Genomic DNA, 17,131 nt, shown 5'->3' on the forward strand with positions numbered 1-17,131 from the left:
TATTCTTCTACTTTATGTGGATTTGTGGTAGTTTTTAATTTCTTTTACTATACAATAAATCGACACAGGTACTAACAGCGACTATTTGAAACCCAGCGTTGAATTGACTACTATGTACCACAAAGTGATGTCAACACAGCGCATCATGGCATTCATAAACCCATACAATCCTCTAAATCCTAATCTAAATAAAAACTACCATAATACGAGCTATAAAATGACTAATACTGATACTAATAATGTAGCATCTAAACCCAGTTTTGATACTAGCTTTGATATAAGCGAGCTAAGCCAACAAATCGAGCAATCGGTTACTTCGCAAGCCGTAGCAGCCGCAAATCATCCGACACGCCAAATTCCACCGCTTGAAAAATGGCAACCCAAACTCAGCGGTACGATGGATTTAGTGGTCAAAGCCAATGGCGAGTGGTGGCATGAAGGCAGTCAAATCACCCGTCCACTACTCATTGATCTGTTTGCCAAAGTGTTATGGTCAGAGGTTGATGACAACCACCACGTTGAGTATTTTTTAAAAACCCCTGTTGAAAAATGGCAAATCCAAGTAGAGGACGCGCCACTGCTAGTCAATCAAGTGGACGTCATTAACGAGCAATTTGGCGATACTAGCAAACCGGTGTTGCAGTTCACCACCACGCAAGGCGATGTGGTGATTGCTGACGAGCAGCATCCGATCCGTTTGGGTCTGCCATTTACCCATGCTAGCCAGCATGATGCTGGCTTACAGCAAAAACAAGCCAGCCAGCCTTATCTGTTGGTGCGGCAAAATGGTGACTCAGCGCTATACGGACTCATTCATCGCAATGTGTTTTACCATTTGATTGAATTGGGTGAGTTGGTAGAGGGTGAAGAGGGTACGTCATTGATTTTGCACAGTGGTGATAGCATTTTTACCTTGACCATGAGCGCATAAGTCTCAGCGTTAAGCAAACTGTTGATAAGTTTTGAGCAAGTAAAGTGACGAATGGGCTGTCAAATTCGGCCCCGCATTTTTTTGTAGTGAGCGTCTAAAAATTGGTATAAGATAGTGGTCTGTTTTATGGGTAGGCGATTATTTTGCGGTTTAAAATAGCAACACCCTGCGAGTTGGACTGATTAGGCTATGGTAGATTTGGCAAGCGCGCCGATAGGCGTATTTGATTCTGGGTTGGGCGGATTGTCGGTATTGACCCATTTGCAGCGGCGCTTGCCATTTGAACGTTATATCTATCTTGCCGATACCCTGCACGTACCGTATGGCTCACGCAGTGAAGCAGAGATTCGTGAGCTTACCTTGCAGGCCGTGGCATGGCTACATTCGCAAGGCTGTAAACTTATTGTGATAGCTTGCAATAGTGCCTCTGCGCATGGATTACAGGCGGCAAGGCGGCAGTATCCTCAAGTGCCGATTGTCGGTTTAGTCCCTGCATTAAAACCTGCGGTGATGCAGTCGGCGACCAAGCAAGTCGCGGTGTTGGCAACCCCAGCGACCTTGCACGGGTATTTACTCAATGAAGTTATTGAACAAGTGGCTAAACCGCAGCAAGTGACTGTCCACAAATATAGCTTTAACAGCCTAGTGCCTTGGGTGGAATTGGGTATGCCAAGCCATCACCCAGCCGTGACTGATTTAGATCACTTGCTAAGTGAGTTACAGCATAAAAAGGTAGACCAATTGGTACTGGGTTGTACCCATTTTCCTTTTTTTAAAGCCTATTTAGCACAGCGTATCGACGAGCTGATGACCCACCAAGCTATGGGGCAAGTGGCATTGATTGATTCGGGGGATGCCATTGCCAAACGGGTGCATGATTTGCTTGAGCAAGCCAATCAGCTTGCCTCTCATAAAGAGCGACCACGGTTACAGTTTTATGCCACCGCCAACTTATCCACTACTGAGCAGGCGGCAACGCGTCTGTTGCAGCGGTTTTTGCCCGATTTAGGCATTGATTTTTTTACCTTGTGTGTGACTCAACATCGAGAAGTATATTGAGCTTGTTGGTTAGTCAGCATGGCTTTTTACCCTTTTAGCTTTTAACGATTTAGCTTCTAACGAGTCAGCTTTTAACCCTTTACTTTTTTAATTAATTGCGTTCATTAGAGCGTTATGGAGAAGATAGCATGTCTCAAAAGAAACGTTATCATATTCATATCTCTTTGGTGAGAAATGAAAATCTCTACCTAGAGAACGCGCTAGAGTACGCGTTATCGACGGATTATTTTTTGACTTGGGATTTGCTTGCCACCAATACCAATTTTGTTGAGTACAGCCGCCAACAAATCGACCAATGCGATTATATGATTTTTATTTTGGGCAATGATTACGGTCATTTAAGCCTATCTGGTGTCAGTTATCTGCACTTATCTTATATCTATGCGTCTTCAAAACGCGTCCCGATGATTGCGTTAGTCAATACCCAGCTGAACCAAAATGAGCTATTACGCCAACGGTTGGATTTGTTTAATTTGGTGATTAAAGAACAGGGGTTGCGGGTAATTCACTTCGGTCAGACCCATGATGGCGTGTCAGAATGCGTGCGTATGCTTGGGGAAATCAAAGAGAAATTTCCGCGATTAGGTTGGGTCAAAGACACCCGTTCATTGAGCACGCTACCGACAGGCGTTAGTGGCGATTTAAAGTCGATGTTTGTCTCGGATAGATTTCATATCCGTAATGGCGTGCAACCCGCCTTAACTGGTAGCAGTCTAGATGGCACTCAACAGTCCCCTGAAGCTGAAGCCAGACCGACCCAGGTTACGCCAAAAGAGCTCAATGAGGCGTTATTGGTCAACTATACCGCACACGCGTTTGAAGGCGGCAATTTGCAAGAAATCAGCGCAACTTACACCTTTAGCTGGGGTAATATTGTGCAAACGCTACAAGCATTACCGCAGCCCTTTACCAGTAATATGATGTTGACCCAAATTAATGATTCCCTCAAAGATGCTGCAATGGCAGAAGCGCTCAAAATCTCACCCAATATCCATGCGGTCTCGCGCTGTCAAATCAGTAGTATCGATTATCAATGGATAAAAAGCCAACTGGTGAAAAAAAGATGGTTGTGCTCGGTCAAAGAAGGGCGAAGTATCCGCGAGCTGTGGCAGATTAACATCATTGTACAAGCTTAATCCATCGTTTCTAACACGCCTTTTTTATGGTTTTATGCGCGTTTTACCCAAGTATTTTATATCAGCTTTGACCAAGCCATGATTTACTCATGTCATGACAATATTATACAGACCTGCTATCTAGCGTCACATTTGTTTGTGTTATGATAATCTCACAACACAAATAACGATAACATTGAGGATAAAAGAGGATAAAATTATGAGTACGCATGTCACCCCGCAAGCAGACGAGCTTGAAAACAAAATCAACCAACTTGAAGATACCATGCACGAAGCGCAGCAGTTTCGCACCCTTGAAGAGCAAGTCGAAGACATGAAACGCCGGGGCATCAACCCACGCGATAACTTCAAAAAATGGGATGAAGACGAAGAGGACAATTGGGGCAGCAATTCAAAAGGCGAAGTCAAACCGATCCAAATGGATGATGGTGAAGAGCCCACCCCACCACCTATTGTATAAGGTTGTACCATGCGCGGATATTAACAAAACCCTGTCACTATCAAAAAAACCCTTAATGCGGACATTAAGGGTTTTTTGTTGGGGGATGAAAAATTGATAAACACCTTAAATGACTAAGTCTCAAATACCTCAGGTTTAAATCATTTAAAGTTTAAATGACTAACACTGAAACACTAAGGTTTCAATGATTAGGGCATTGTCACCCCACCTTGCCCATTATCGATACGATAGTAACTCGTGCGACCATTGGCATCGCGTATCACTTTAGTCGGAGTGGCAGTAACCGTTGAATTCGGTACAGACTGGTATCGAACGGGCGTTTGGGTCGGGTATTGGGTTGGATACTGACCATTCACTGGCTGAGTCATTAGCATACGGTATAGCTTCATACCCGCACGACCATCAGGGTTGACACCTTGCTGACGCTGAAAATCTTGAATGGCATAGCGCGTTTTATCGCCAATCATGCCATCGACTTGACCAATATCATACCCACGATTAAGCAGTGCTTGCTGGATTTCACGGGCTTGACGGCGGCTAATACCGGCATCATCCGTTGGCCAAGGTGTGACAAAGCCGACATTGCTAGTGCGGTTTTGGCTAATCATATCGGACAAATGCGCAATCGCTAGCGCGTAGTTCTCTGACGCATTGTAACTATAAAACGCATCGAAGTTTTTACCCACTAAAAACGCAGGACCTTTAATACCTGCAGGTAATAGCAAACCTGCACTATCAAGGCTAGAGGGTAGCGGCTGACCATTGGCAAGGGTCAGACCTTGACTGCGCCAGTAGCTCATCGGTTTTTTGGCTTTGCGGTTGCTATCTGCCCAAAACCCTGCGGGCAGCTTGACCTCAAATCCCCAAGGCTCGCCCGTGCGATAACCTGCTTTATCCAAGAAATTGGCCGTTGACGCGAGCGCATCAGCTTGGCTGTTGACCAAATCTTTACGTCCATCACCATCAAAATCTTGCGCCAAGCGTAAGAAGGTACTTGGCATAAACTGGGTTTGCCCAAACGCCCCTGCCCATGAGCCAGTCATATCATCACGGCGGATGTCACCATTTTGCAAGATACGCAGCGCGTTGGCGTATTCCGTGCGAAAGTACGACTGACGACGGTCAAAGCAAGACAAGGTCGCTAACGACTGGATTAAATCTTTTTTACCCAGCTGCTTACCAAAGTTCGACTCTACCCCCCAGACGCCAAGTACATCCGTTCCTTTCACGCCATAGCGCTGCTCGATGCGGTTTAGCGTGCTTTGCAGTTGGTTTTTGGCATTGATACCGTCTTGCACACGTTCTTCATCGACCAGACCTGAGAGATAGTCCCACACTTCTTTTTGAAACTCAGGTTGATAGTTGAGTGAGACAATCACACTAGGGTCAGGCTCAGTTGGGCGATATTGCTCTAAAGTGCTGGCTACACCGCGAAAGGTGCTGCTGTTTTTGAGATTGGATAAACACTGTTGAAACTGGGCATTGCTAAGATTAGGCGGTGTCGGTGCGGCATTGGCTTGGCTAATCATCGCCACGCCTGCAAGCGCCATAAAAATCGGAAGTAAACGCATAACAAACCTTGAATAGTGACAGAGAAAAACATCAACAAACGGGGTGAATTTTGACTCATTCAAGGGTATAAAAAAAGCCCGCTTAGTGAAAGGAGTAAATGCATTTAATTACATTTTTTCACATTGGGTGATAAAGCGTTAATTTTTGCACTATTGATGTAAGTTTAACTGTCGAACTCAAAAAAATTGGGCATTAACGGTGTAAAGCCCAATTTTGAAAGCATTAACACAGTATCGATACGGTTCATTGTTCAATCATAAAACCGCTAAAATATTGTTTGAGCTTGGCAAGCTTGGGCGGAATCACAAAGTTGCAATAGCTTTGGGTCGGGTTGTTGGCGTAATAATCTTGGTGGTAGTCTTCTGCAGGGAAAAACTGCGTAGCAGGATGGACTTCGGTCACCACCTTGATGCCTTGCTCATCACGAAGCTCACCAATCACACGGTCAATGGTCGGTTTTTGCTGCGCTTCATCGGTGTAAAACACCACAGAGGCATATTGTCTGCCGACATCATTACCTTGACGGTCTTGTGTGGTCGGATCATGGGTGGCAAAGAAAATATCCAATACCGTCTCAAGCGGAATAATGGTTTCATCAAAATCGACTTTAATCACTTCGACATGACCGGTATCGCCGCCACAAACGGCTTTGTAGTTGGCGGTTACTTCATCACCGCCCATATAGCCTGATGTGACATCGGTCACACCTTTGACATGACTAAATACGGATTCGGTACACCAAAAACAGCCACCGCCTAAAATAATCGTTTGCATAATAGTACCTTTTTATGGTTATTTCATTGGTTTGATATAAGGGTTAAAATAAATTATTAAAAGTAAAACGGGTGAAAATGTTAGAATAGCAAAGTTTACCCGCCATTCAAGTTAGGCAATGTAAACCAAGTTTCCGCTATCTAAGAACCTGGCAGTTTAAGCGTTTGTTAAGCGTTCCTTAAGCATTTTATTGTTGAAGCGAGCATAAAACTGTCAGCGATACTAAGCCTTAGTAACGCTCAATCAGCCATAGTGAGTCAGCCGCATGAGTCAGCCCCAAGCCAAACCACCCCTCGATACCTTGTTTACCACGCCGCTAGATACCCATGCGCGGTTTAGCTTTGATGAGCAAGTGGTGGCTTGTTTTCCCGATATGATTCGCCGTAGTGTGCCTGGGTATGGACAGATGCTCGCCATGTTGCCGATTTTTGCCAAACGCCATTGCCAGTTTCGCCAAACCAATAGCGATGGCAATAAAGTCAGCCGCGTGTATGATTTGGGCTGTTCACTCGGGGCGGTGAGTTTTGCGCTCGCAGGCGAGTTTGCGCCGCAAGATCTGCAAATCAAAGCCATTGATATCTCAGAGCCGATGATTGCCAACGCGCAAAGTGTACTGATGCAGCATTATCCTGAGCATGATATCGAGCTGATTTGCGCTGATGTGTGTGAGGTGACGTTTGAGCGGTGCGATATGATTGTGCTCAATTTAACCTTGCAGTTTTTATCCCCTGACAAGCGCGAGCAGTTACTCAAACGCTGTTATGATGCGTTGGCTGAAGGCGGTATTTTGATTTTGACCGAAAAAACCCATTTGCTCGATGAAGCGGACGATGCGTGGCGCGTTGAGCGGTATTATGATTTTAAACGCGCCAATGGCTATAGTGAGATGGAAATCAGTGGTAAACGCAATGCACTGGAGAATGTGCTTATCACCGATACCCTCGATTTTCATCATCAGCGTTTAGCAACCGTGGGGTTTGACCGCCATTTGACGTGGTTTCAGTTTTTAAACTTCGCGTCGATTATTGCGTTTAAGTGATGATTGCCGTTAAACAATGAAGACCTGTCAATCCTAAAAGAGTCAATCATGAATGCTACCATCAAAACTGCCGAAACCGACGTCTATCTTACCTTGCTGCAATTGGCGGAAAAATACCCAGTTGCCAATGAATGGCTTGCCCGGTTGCCCAATTGGCTGGCTACCATCAAAGACAAATCACGCTACGCCCATGCGCCATTTTATCAATCGCTCATTGAGCGCTTGCCCGTGGTTGGCAACGCGCAAGTAGACTTAAATCAACCCTGTATCACCGCAGCATTTGATTGGCAAGAGAGTGAATACAAGCAAACCCATGCACTACTCAAACGTCTGATGCCGTGGCGCAAAGGCGGTTTTTTACTGGGTCGAGATGACCTGCAAATCCATATTGATACCGAATGGCGCAGTGACTGGAAATGGGATAGGGTATTGCCGCATATCAGCCCACTTCACGGCAAACGCGTGCTAGACGTGGGTGGCGGTTCGGGTTATCACGGCTGGCGTATGGCGGGCGCAGGGGCAAGCACGGTGATTGTGATTGACCCATCGTGTCTGTTTTATCACCAGTTTATGGCGATTCGGCATTTCGTCAGAGACGCTGACCGTAACGATTACGGACGCAACACAGTGCACTATGTGCCCGTACCGCTTGAAGCCTTGCCCAATCCTAGCCTGACTAGCGGGCAAGCAGGGCTGTTTCATACCGTGTTTAGTATGGGCGTGCTGTATCACCGCGCGTCACCGTTTGAGCATCTTGAGCAATTATACAATCAACTAGCAAAAGGCGGAGAATTGGTACTAGAAACCCTGGTGATTGAAGGGGATGCAACATCCGTGCTAGTGCCAAGTGAGCGCTATGCACAGATGAATAACGTGAATTTTATTCCATCGGTTGCGGCACTGTCGCTATGGCTGTACAAAGTAGGCTTTGTGGCGGTGCGCTGTGTCGATGTGGATGTGACATCGACGGATGAACAACGCAAAACCGACTGGATGGATTATCAATCTTTAAGCGATTTTCTTGACCCCAATGATAGCAGCAAAACCATCGAGGGCTATCAACGCCCGACCCGTGCGGTGATGATAGCCAAACGACCGTAACGGTAACATAAACAAGTAACATGGGTAATGCGGTTTGGGGTAATGGCGTTTTAGGCTAGTAAGGTTTAGAGCAGGGTAGTTTAAAGCGTCCTACTAAAATACCACTCCAAGACCATTTTGATGAGAAAGCCAAAAAAACCGCCGCCCAATGCCAAAAAAATCCAAAATGTGCCTTGTTTGCCTGCATTGTTTTTCTTGGAAATATCGTACATGATAAAAAATAAAAACGCGATAAAGATAGGCAGCAGCACATACATGCCAAGTTTGGTGATTAACTCACTAGAGACTAAAACAAACATGTTATTATCCTATGATTGTCATCAGACATTAAAAAATTTTAGCACATATTATACGCCAAAAAACCGCGTTTCCTTGTAATGGCATGTATCTTTTGACAGGATTATAATGAAAAAACCATCAAAAATTGGTATATTGAACGCCAAAATCAATCTCCCTCGATTGTGAGCGAGTGATAGCGTCAAATCGATGGTGATTCATTGATTTATCGTGCTTTTTTAGCTATCAATCCTGCAACAAAACCTGTGAGCCAACAAAGAGAATTTCCATGTCAGAACAACAACCCGTCATTTCGCAAGCCTTAGCATTAGTGGTGGAATCACTAAAACAACAGCAAATTTTGCCAATCGATTGGGTTGATAACAGTACCATCAGCCGCACCAAAGACCAAGCGCACGGCGATTTTGCTAGTAACCTTGCCATGATAGCTGCCAAGACTGCCAAGAAAAACCCGCGTGAACTGGCGCAAACCATCGTGGCGATGTTGCCTGCCTCGGACATGATTAGCAAAGTTGAGATTGCAGGACCGGGGTTTATTAACTTTTTCTTAGATGATAACGCGCGTTTTGCTATCTTAGACACCATTATGGAGCAAAAAGGCGACTTTGGTACATCCGAAGAATTTGCCGGTCAAAAAATCCAAGTTGAGTTTGTCTCTGCCAACCCAACCTCAAGCCTACACGTGGGTCACGGTCGAGGCGCTGCGTTTGGCATGAGCGTGGCCAATTTACTAGAGGCGGTTGGCTACCAAGTCGGGCGGGAATATTATGTCAATGATGCGGGTCGTCAGATGGATATTTTGGCAACCAGTACCTATTTGCGCTACCTTGAGCTGTGCGGTGAGCCAATTGTATTTCCCACCAATGCGTACCAAGGCGATTATGTCAAAGATATTGCCAAACCCATCAAAAAACAGCATGGCGATAGCCTAAAAACCGCCTGGGAACATATGCTACTCAATGTACCTGCCGATGCCCAGTACCAAATCGATGCCAACGGCGAAAAAGTATGTGTGTCAGGTGATAAAGAAGCCCATATTGACGGGCTGATTGCCAATGCCAAAGCCAATTTGGGCGATAACTATCAGATTTTTCATGAAGCTGCACTTAGTACCATCTTGGCAGATATCCAAGATGATTTGGCGGATTTTAATGTCCATTTTGACCAATGGTTTAGCGAAAAATCAATCCAAGATGCCATTGTGCCTGCTTTGGAATTATTAGAGCAGCGGGGGTTTTTATACCAAAAAGACGGCAACTTGTGGTTTAAATCCACCGAATTTGGCGATGAAAAAGACCGTGTCGTCCGCCGTGCCAATGGTCAATTTACTTATTTTGCCTCGGATATCGCCTACCACAAAGACAAGCTTGACCGCGGCTATGACAAAATTATTGATGTATGGGGCTCAGACCACCACGGCTACATCAAACGCGTGAAAGCGGCATTGACGGCGATGGGCTACGATGCCCAGCGTATGGATGTGATTTTGGTGCAGTTTGTCACCCTATGGCGTGGTACAGAGCAAATCCAGATGTCATCACGCTCAGGTCAGTTTGTGACCTTACGTGAGCTGCGTCAAGAAGTCGGCAATGATGCCGCGCGCTTTTATTATGTCGCGCGTAAACCAGAACAGCACATTGACTTTGACTTAGAACTTGCCAAATCCCATACCAAAGATAATGCGGTATATTATATTCAATATGCGCATGCGCGTATTTGCCGTGTGCTTGAGCGTACTGAAGAGCGCGGTATCAAGGTCGATGACAAAGCCGGCAAAGCCCACCAGCATCTGTTGACCCAATCTGTCGAAACGGATTTATTGAGCTTGCTGGCTTCTTACCCTGAAGTGCTACGCCGTGCTGCGGTCAACTATGAGCCGCATTTATTGACCAATTACCTCAAAGATTTGGCAAGTTTGTTCCACGGTTGGTACAACGATAACCGTATCTTACCCAAAGATGGCGAAACCCCAACCCAAGATGAGCTTGACTTGATGCAGGCGCGTCTGCGGTTATCAAAGTCAGTACGCCAAGTGATTCAAAATGGCTTAATTTTGCTCGGATTAACGGCACCAACCAGTATGTGATATGATTAAGATACGCTAAAAACGCTGTAATATTACCGTATCCCATGTCGTAGGAGATGAAGATGGCAAGACCCAAAGGAGCGACCCCGCGTAAAGCGCCAAGCACGATGTCGTTTTTTGCTGCCATGTTGGTGGGCATGATATTGACCGTGGGGATTGGTCTGTTTGTTTATTTGTGGAATCCATTTAACCAAGGCAAAACCACAAGCGACGAAGCGCCGATGGTGCAGCCAAAGGTGCAAGACAAACCCAAAACCAATAACTACGAGTTCTATGACTTACTCAAAGAACAGCAGGTCAGTGCAGTCCCCGATGAGGCTGCTGCTAGTCAGCCAGTCTCGGCGCAGCCTGATGTGGTGTTGACCCAGGCTGACAGCACCAGTGCGACCAAATCAGCGAATGTCAGCGTGGTCGATAATCCGTTGTTGTCTGATGATAACGGAACCAAGCCACGCGCTTCAGCCAACAATAGCACGATAGACACCAGCACCGCTTCCGATGACACAAGCAGTGCCGATGCCATTGTGATTGGCAACGAGGAGCCTACGCGGACTTATATCTTGCAAATCAATAGCTTTGACAATGCCGATGATGCGGATAAACGCCGTGCTGAAGTGCTAATGGCGGGGGTGGATGCCCAAATCGTCAAAAAACGCTTAAGCAATGACCAAACCGTCTATCAAGTCATCTCTCGCGCCATGAGTAGCCCAGAGATGGCGGCACAAGCCCAGCGCCAACTACAAAATAGCCGCATTGATTCACTGATTGTCGAGCAGCGTCGCTAGGCTGATTTGCAGGCAAAAAAAACCGTGTTATCGCAACACGGTTTTTTATTGTTGGGTAGAATTAAGCTTTTTTACGACTAAATTTGCGTTGCTTTTTGTTTTGCAGTTCAGTCAAGGTGCGTTTGATTTCCTCATCAGTCAGTTGTGAGATTTGCTGTAAGATATGCATCACGTCCATATTAAGGATAAACCGCGCGCTTTTTGCCATGGTATGAATGCGAGCATCAAACTCAATCACCCCGCTGGCCGACACCGTAATATAACCAAGACGCTCTAGCGCATCCATAAAGCTAGTAAACAAGGCACGGTCAAAAAAATCTGGCATATCATCTTCATATAGCACGGATAGACGCTGACCGAGCAGATGACCCAAATCAATCACTTGATCTTTGGTGAGTTTGCCTGAGCCTTGCTGACTCAGCAGCGCAAGCACCATAAAGTAACGCTCTAGACTTTGCTCAACTGAGTTGGCAAGTACTGTCAACTGCTGATAGCTACGGGTATTCGGCTCTGGCGTGGTCAGGATGCGATGACCATCCGCATTCACCCCTTTGTCCACGATGATGTTTTCTTCGACCAACGTATCGATATGCTCACGCAAAGTGTCATTTAAGGTGCGCAGTGGGTATTTCAAAAACAACTCTGCTTGCAAGAAGGGATACATGATACCCACCACCCGCTCAATAGTGTTTAAGCTCATGGTGCCATTACGCTGTATCAATGAGGCACATAGTGACGCGATGATATAAATATGCAAAATATTGTTGCGAAAATAGCTCAGTAGCGGCGCTTGACCGTCCGCAATACGAATCAAGTCACCGAGCACATGTGGGGTGCGCTCGATGAGTTTGAGCTTGACACCATAGTTAATAATGGCTTCTGGGCTTTGCTGGGTGATTGATACATCATCATCATACGGGATTTTTTCTGCGATACGTTGATACAGCGCCAACTGTTCACGACAGCTTTGCTCATCGAGTGCGCCATGCGGTGTATCGAGCAGTACCAAAGATAGCAAAGTCACTGGATTAAGCACCGCAGAGCGGTTGATACGCTGCATGATTTTGATGCCCAAATTGTCAATCATGTGGGTGACATTGGCGGGCATATCACTATCGGTACGGTCTTTGGGTAGGGTATTTGGGGCAACGTCAAATTTTTTCATAAAATCAGCCAGATAAAGCGGCTGACCAAAACTGACGTGCACATGACCGAAGATACGCTCGATTTTTCGGCTGGCTTTTAATAGACCTAGTAGCGACTCAGATTCTTTGGGTTTACCTTTAAGCTCACCCACATAAGTGCCGCCTTCCATAATGCGTTCATAACCGATGTAGGTCGGGATAAAGACAATCGGTTTGCCCGCTTGGCGTAGATGGCTTTGTACCGTCATCGCTAGCATTCCTTTTTTGGGCGGTAACAAGCGACCTGAGCGCGAGCGTCCGCCTTCGATGAAGTACTCAATCGGCGTGTTGCGCATCAACATACTATGCACGTATTCACGAAACACCGCAGAGTACAGCGGATTGCCTTTAAAACTGCGACGCATAAAGAAAGCACCGCCATTGCGTAGTATTTGACCTAGCACGGGGATGTTTAGATTCTCGCCTGCGGCAACGTAGGGCACACGCAACCCACGTTTATAAATCACGTATGACAGCAGCAGATAGTCCATGTGACTGCGGTGGCAAGGCACATAGATGATTTCATGGTCGGATGCCAGTTGGCGTACCCGCTCAAAGTGCGCCACTTCAACCCCGTCATACAACTGTGTCCATAGCCAGGTCAAAAAGCGGTCAAAAAAGCGCACGGTTGCGTACGAGTAATCACTGGCAATCTCGTTCAAATAGCCACGCGCCAGTTTTCGGCTTTTGGCGAGTTCACGCGAGTTTTCTTTGCTATCGACATTCACGGCATGCTGAATGGCAGGGGTATACAGAATTTTATCGACCACATTGCGACGGTCTGATAAGTCAGGACCCAAGATGGCTTCTTGTTGTTTATCCAGATAACCTTCTAAACGCTGCTGTACCCGTGCAGTAATGGTGTGTAAATGCTGGCGGTCTTCACTAGCATCATCAGTGGATGCTAGGCTACCTGATTGCAGCGCAGGGTTTTTGCTAATCTCATCTTCGATGATGCCACGCAGGTCTTTGGGTGAGTGAAACTGCACATAGGTATCTCGCCCTTTGACCCCGATATTAAATAGCTGTTTACTGATGGTGGGTACTTGCCATTCATCAGCGGTGAGGAGGTTAAGCAGCGAATCTTCTTTTTCTGGTGCGCGTCCCCACAAGATAGTGACAGGGATAAAATCAATGTGTAGTGTTGGGTATTGCTCGACGGCTTCAATCAAGCGTAATAGGCGAGGTGAAAATACGGCGCTGTCATGAGACAGTTTTTCTGTTTTATGGTGATGCAAAAAAATCATTGCGGTATTTTCATCAATACCATGCGCCCGATCGATGACATTGGCTAGGGCAGGGGGTAGGTCATATTGTTTGGTTTCTAGGTCAATTAAAATACTATTGCTACGAGAATACTCTTTGAGCACATAAAAGGTGAGTCGCTGGCTTGAGGTATCGCTATCGCTTGCTGGCGGTAGCTTATCATCGCTAACCTGGTTCCTGGCTTCGCTAATATTGGGGATGTCGCCGATAAGTTTGGATTTGACGGCGAGCCCCAATAATTTGCCAGAGACTTGTCGGTATAGATTTTTTAACAGCGGGGTCGCAGCAGGATGGGTACCTTTGTTGTTTGCTTCGGTAGTGCCTGAATTTTTCCCTACGTGATTCATAGTATGCCTAGTGATTGCGTGATTTTTTCGTAAGTTTTTTAAAGATAAATACAAGGTTTAAAAATTGTCTTATCATGCCATAGATTGATGAATTTCTAAACCTTATCACTCAAAAATTCTTGTATAATGAGTGACTTTAATCCATTTTATCTACCCAAAATAACGTTAATGATAAGAGCGTCTATGGCAAGCCAGCAAGATATAAACCATACCCATACGATTGATATCACTCACCAACCACAGGTGCCCGTAACGCATCAGCAGCTTGAGCAGCAAGCGATTTGGCAGCAATTGGTCACGCAGTTATTGGAAACCTTAACCCTCGTACCGTATCAAGACAGTGTATTTATTGGGCAAAGCCACGACTATGTCGGTGCGCGTATTTTTGGTGGGCAAGTACTGGGACAAGCATTGATGGCAGCCAGCCATACCGTAGAGCATGCAAAACCTTGCCACTCATTTCATGGCTATTTTTTGCGCGGTGGCGATATCAATAAGCCTGTATATTACCAAGTCGAGAAATTACGTGATGGTCGTAGCCTTGCTTCACGTCAAGTGACAGCACGCCAATATGATGACGATAACCAACCGAGCATAATTTTTACCATGATGGCGTCTTTTTCACCGTTTGAAGAAGGGCTTGAGTATCAACAAGCGATGCCAACGTATCCTGCGCCAGATGTGTTGCTGACCGAGCAGCAGCTCAAAGACCAAGTGGTAGGCAAAATCCCTGATGCCCTAAAAGCGCGCTTTATGCGCCAGCGTCATATCGAAATCAAGCCAGTACAGCCGCGTGACCCGATTCATCCAAAAATCATGGAACCTAGCCAAGCCAACTGGCTACGTATTCCGCAGCTCGGTAAACAGTCGATTCAAGTGCAACAAGCACTGCTCGCATTTTCTTCTGATTTTTATTTGATTGGTACAGGGCTGATGCCACACGGGATTAGCTTTATGACTAAAGGGTTGCAAGCGGCAAGTATCGACCATAGTATGCATTTTCACCGCCCATTTGATATGAATGATTGGTTACTCTATAACATGTGGTGTGATACCACGTCACAGTCAAAAAGCCTAAACCACGGTCAATTTTGGCAAAATGGCAAATTGGTCTCTACAACCCAGCAGCAAGGGTTAATGCGACTGCGCTAGTGATTCAATAATTTTTACCTTGTATTAAACAGTAGCCGTATGAGAGAGAAAAATATGTCCAATCCCCCAATGAGTGATGCCGTCCGCCAAAACATCGCCCAACAAGACAATCATCCATTAAAAGGCTTTGCGGTTATCTATGAGCAAAAAGTGGAATGGGGCGATATGGATGCGTTCAATCACGTCAATAACGTGGTGTATTACAACTATGCCCAGCGCGCGCGTATCCACTACCTTGAACAAGTCGATATGTTTAACTTACAAACCCATACCGTGATTGCTTCGTCATCTTGCCAGTATTTGAATTCGGTCACTTTCCCCGATGTGCTTTGGATTGGCATTCGTGCCAAAAAAATAGGCAATACCAGTCTGACCCATGACTATGTTTACTTTAGCACGGCTCAGCAAAAAGTCGTCGCTACCGTGTCGTCCGTCATTGTGTTTTTTGACCAAAATGGCAAAAACAAACAACCGATTTCTGAGGGTCAACGCCAACAACTTACCGAGTTAGAAAGTCATACGGTTTAACTGTTGCTAAAATTTAATTGTTCATAACATTTAACTGTTACTAAAATTGTTAAAAAAGCCACAAGCTGCAATGCTCGTGGCTTTTTTTGTCTGATGAATTGCTATTTGTGGTCTGGGTTAGCAACGGTTTCGACCAAGTTTAGGTTAAACCCTGATAACGCGTTGAATTTAAGCGGTGATGACAGCAAACGCATATCACGCACGCCCAGATAACGTAAAATCTGTGAACCAACCCCAATGCTGCGGTAGGGTTGGTGTTTAAGCGGTGAGTTGGGTTTGTCAGCGACAAAGTTATCGAGCGCTTCGCCCATATCAATTGCTTGCTGATGCCCAATCCAGACAAACACGCCACGCTCGGATTGGCTAATTTCTTTGAGTGAGGCATGGATATCCCAATTACTCTTACCGCTGTTGGGTAGCTGCACGGTGAATAAATCGCGCAATGGCTGGAAACTATGCACCCGCACAGTGCTCACGCCTTCTTGAGGGTTGCCCTTGACCAGTGCCAAATGGGTATCCTCTGAATTTTTTTCTTTAAAACGATAGGCCGTAAACTCACCAAACTCAGTTTGCATCGGATAGGTCGCAACCATTTCGACCGTTTGCTCATTGGCAATACGGTAATTAATCAAATCAGCGATGGTGCCGATTTTTAAGCCATGCTCTTTGGCAAAAATCTCTAGGTCATCACGGCGCGCCATTTCGCCATCTTCTTTGATAATTTCACAAATCACTGCCGCAGGTTCAAGTCCTGCCAAGCGTGTTAGGTCACAGCCGGCTTCAGTATGACCGGCACGGTGTAGCACACCGCCATTTTGTGCCACAATTGGGAATACATGCCCCGGTTGTACGATGTCTTCTGGCTTGGCAGTCGAAGATACCGCTGTTTGGATGGTTCTGGCGCGATCCGCTGCTGAGATACCTGTGGTGACCCCTTCTGCCGCTTCGATTGATACCGTGAAGTTGGTGCTAAATTTAGCGCCATTTTTATCCGACATAAGCGGTAAATTGAGCTGTTCACTGCGGTCAGCGGTGATGGTCAAACACACCAAGCCACGCGCGTGGGTAATCATAAAGTTAATATCTTCTGGGCGTACATGGGTGGCTGCCATCACCAAGTCGCCTTCGTTTTCACGGTCTTCATCATCCATCAAAACGACCATTTTGCCTGCACGGATGTCATCGATAATTTCTGCCGTTGTATTAAATGCCATAAAAGTGCCTTTGTTAGCTATTTATTGGAATAACATTGATTAAAAAACTAAAAAACTGATTAACAAATAGGGACAGAAAATAAGCGCTATCAGCTAGGTTTGTTCAAACTATTGTCCAAATTAACCTTAACAATCACCTCATCAAGCTGGGTGAAGCTAGTATGCGCGCCCATTTCTTATTTGCGCGCTATTATAGCATT

At 45.8% G+C, this 17,131-nt stretch carries 15 protein-coding genes; 10 read left to right on the forward strand and 5 right to left on the reverse strand.

Going from position 1 to position 17,131, the window contains the following annotated elements; genetic code table 11:
• The first annotated feature begins 217 nt into the window (after positions 1–217).
• From RT084_RS08985 to RT084_RS09000, 4 genes are all read left to right on the forward strand, one after another.
• Positions 218–931, forward strand: coding sequence for a DUF1285 domain-containing protein (locus tag RT084_RS08985; protein WP_313099389.1), 714 nt, complete (start codon positions 218–220; stop codon positions 929–931).
• A 189-nt stretch (positions 932–1,120) separates the two neighbouring features.
• Entirely contained in the window at positions 1,121–1,990 is an 870-nt protein-coding gene (gene murI / locus RT084_RS08990) for a glutamate racemase (RefSeq protein WP_313099393.1), read from the forward strand.
• A 128-nt stretch (positions 1,991–2,118) separates the two neighbouring features.
• On the forward strand, positions 2,119–3,126 hold the full coding sequence (locus RT084_RS08995) for a DUF4062 domain-containing protein (RefSeq protein WP_313099397.1): 1,008 nt from the start codon (positions 2,119–2,121) through the stop codon (positions 3,124–3,126).
• Between the two features lie 199 nt (positions 3,127–3,325).
• On the forward strand, positions 3,326–3,586 hold the full coding sequence (locus RT084_RS09000) for a hypothetical protein (protein WP_144918669.1): 261 nt from the start codon (positions 3,326–3,328) through the stop codon (positions 3,584–3,586).
• Between the two features lie 188 nt (positions 3,587–3,774).
• Here RT084_RS09000 and RT084_RS09005 read toward each other — a convergent pair whose 3' ends face one another.
• Together RT084_RS09005 and msrA are read right to left on the reverse strand one after the other, a co-directional pair.
• Positions 3,775–5,157: a lytic murein transglycosylase gene (locus tag RT084_RS09005; protein ID WP_313099401.1), complete on the reverse strand. Its 1,383-nt coding sequence runs from the start codon at positions 5,155–5,157 to the stop codon at positions 3,775–3,777.
• A gap of 244 nt (positions 5,158–5,401) precedes the next feature.
• Positions 5,402–5,932: a peptide-methionine (S)-S-oxide reductase MsrA gene (msrA, locus tag RT084_RS09010; protein ID WP_313099405.1), complete on the reverse strand. Its 531-nt coding sequence runs from the start codon at positions 5,930–5,932 to the stop codon at positions 5,402–5,404.
• A gap of 265 nt (positions 5,933–6,197) precedes the next feature.
• Here msrA and cmoA point away from each other — a divergent pair, with 265 nt between their 5' ends.
• Together cmoA and cmoB are read left to right on the forward strand one after the other, a co-directional pair.
• Positions 6,198–6,971, forward strand: coding sequence for a carboxy-S-adenosyl-L-methionine synthase CmoA (gene cmoA, locus RT084_RS09015; protein ID WP_312385535.1), 774 nt, complete (start codon positions 6,198–6,200; stop codon positions 6,969–6,971).
• 45 nt (positions 6,972–7,016) lie between these two features.
• Positions 7,017–8,072: a tRNA 5-methoxyuridine(34)/uridine 5-oxyacetic acid(34) synthase CmoB gene (gene cmoB / locus RT084_RS09020; RefSeq protein WP_409418429.1), complete on the forward strand. Its 1,056-nt coding sequence runs from the start codon at positions 7,017–7,019 to the stop codon at positions 8,070–8,072.
• Positions 8,073–8,152: 80 nt separating this feature from the next.
• On the opposite strand, the gene RT084_RS09025 is transcribed toward cmoB, so the two are convergent.
• Positions 8,153–8,371, reverse strand: a complete 219-nt coding sequence (locus RT084_RS09025) for a DUF2788 domain-containing protein (protein WP_007117392.1) — start codon at positions 8,369–8,371, stop codon at positions 8,153–8,155.
• 266 nt (positions 8,372–8,637) lie between these two features.
• Between RT084_RS09025 and argS the strand changes: the two genes are divergently transcribed.
• Positions 8,638–10,455: an arginine--tRNA ligase gene (argS, locus tag RT084_RS09030; RefSeq protein WP_312116155.1), complete on the forward strand. Its 1,818-nt coding sequence runs from the start codon at positions 8,638–8,640 to the stop codon at positions 10,453–10,455.
• Between the two features lie 62 nt (positions 10,456–10,517).
• Positions 10,518–11,240, forward strand: coding sequence for an SPOR domain-containing protein (locus RT084_RS09035; RefSeq protein ID WP_203171307.1), 723 nt, complete (start codon positions 10,518–10,520; stop codon positions 11,238–11,240).
• A gap of 61 nt (positions 11,241–11,301) precedes the next feature.
• Here RT084_RS09035 and plsB read toward each other — a convergent pair whose 3' ends face one another.
• The gene (gene plsB / locus RT084_RS09040; RefSeq protein ID WP_312385531.1) at positions 11,302–14,037 is read right to left on the reverse strand and encodes a glycerol-3-phosphate 1-O-acyltransferase PlsB; all 2,736 of its coding nucleotides are present in this window, start codon (positions 14,035–14,037) and stop codon (positions 11,302–11,304) included.
• 183 nt (positions 14,038–14,220) lie between these two features.
• Between plsB and RT084_RS09045 the strand changes: the two genes are divergently transcribed.
• Both RT084_RS09045 and RT084_RS09050 read left to right on the forward strand, forming a co-directional pair.
• Positions 14,221–15,189 (forward strand): acyl-CoA thioesterase, encoded by a 969-nt coding sequence (locus RT084_RS09045; protein WP_312385529.1) that lies wholly within the window; start codon positions 14,221–14,223, stop codon positions 15,187–15,189.
• 54 nt (positions 15,190–15,243) lie between these two features.
• Positions 15,244–15,717, forward strand: coding sequence for an acyl-CoA thioesterase (locus RT084_RS09050; RefSeq protein ID WP_312385527.1), 474 nt, complete (start codon positions 15,244–15,246; stop codon positions 15,715–15,717).
• Positions 15,718–15,818: 101 nt separating this feature from the next.
• Here RT084_RS09050 and ribBA read toward each other — a convergent pair whose 3' ends face one another.
• The gene (gene ribBA / locus RT084_RS09055; RefSeq protein ID WP_159675707.1) at positions 15,819–16,931 is read right to left on the reverse strand and encodes a bifunctional 3,4-dihydroxy-2-butanone-4-phosphate synthase/GTP cyclohydrolase II; all 1,113 of its coding nucleotides are present in this window, start codon (positions 16,929–16,931) and stop codon (positions 15,819–15,821) included.
• Between the last annotated feature and the right edge of the window lie 200 nt (positions 16,932–17,131).

The sequence above is a fragment of the Moraxella sp. CTOTU48717 genome, from assembly GCF_032057165.1.
In the GTDB taxonomy this organism is placed as follows: Bacteria; Pseudomonadota; Gammaproteobacteria; order Pseudomonadales; family Moraxellaceae; genus Faucicola; species Faucicola tetraodonis.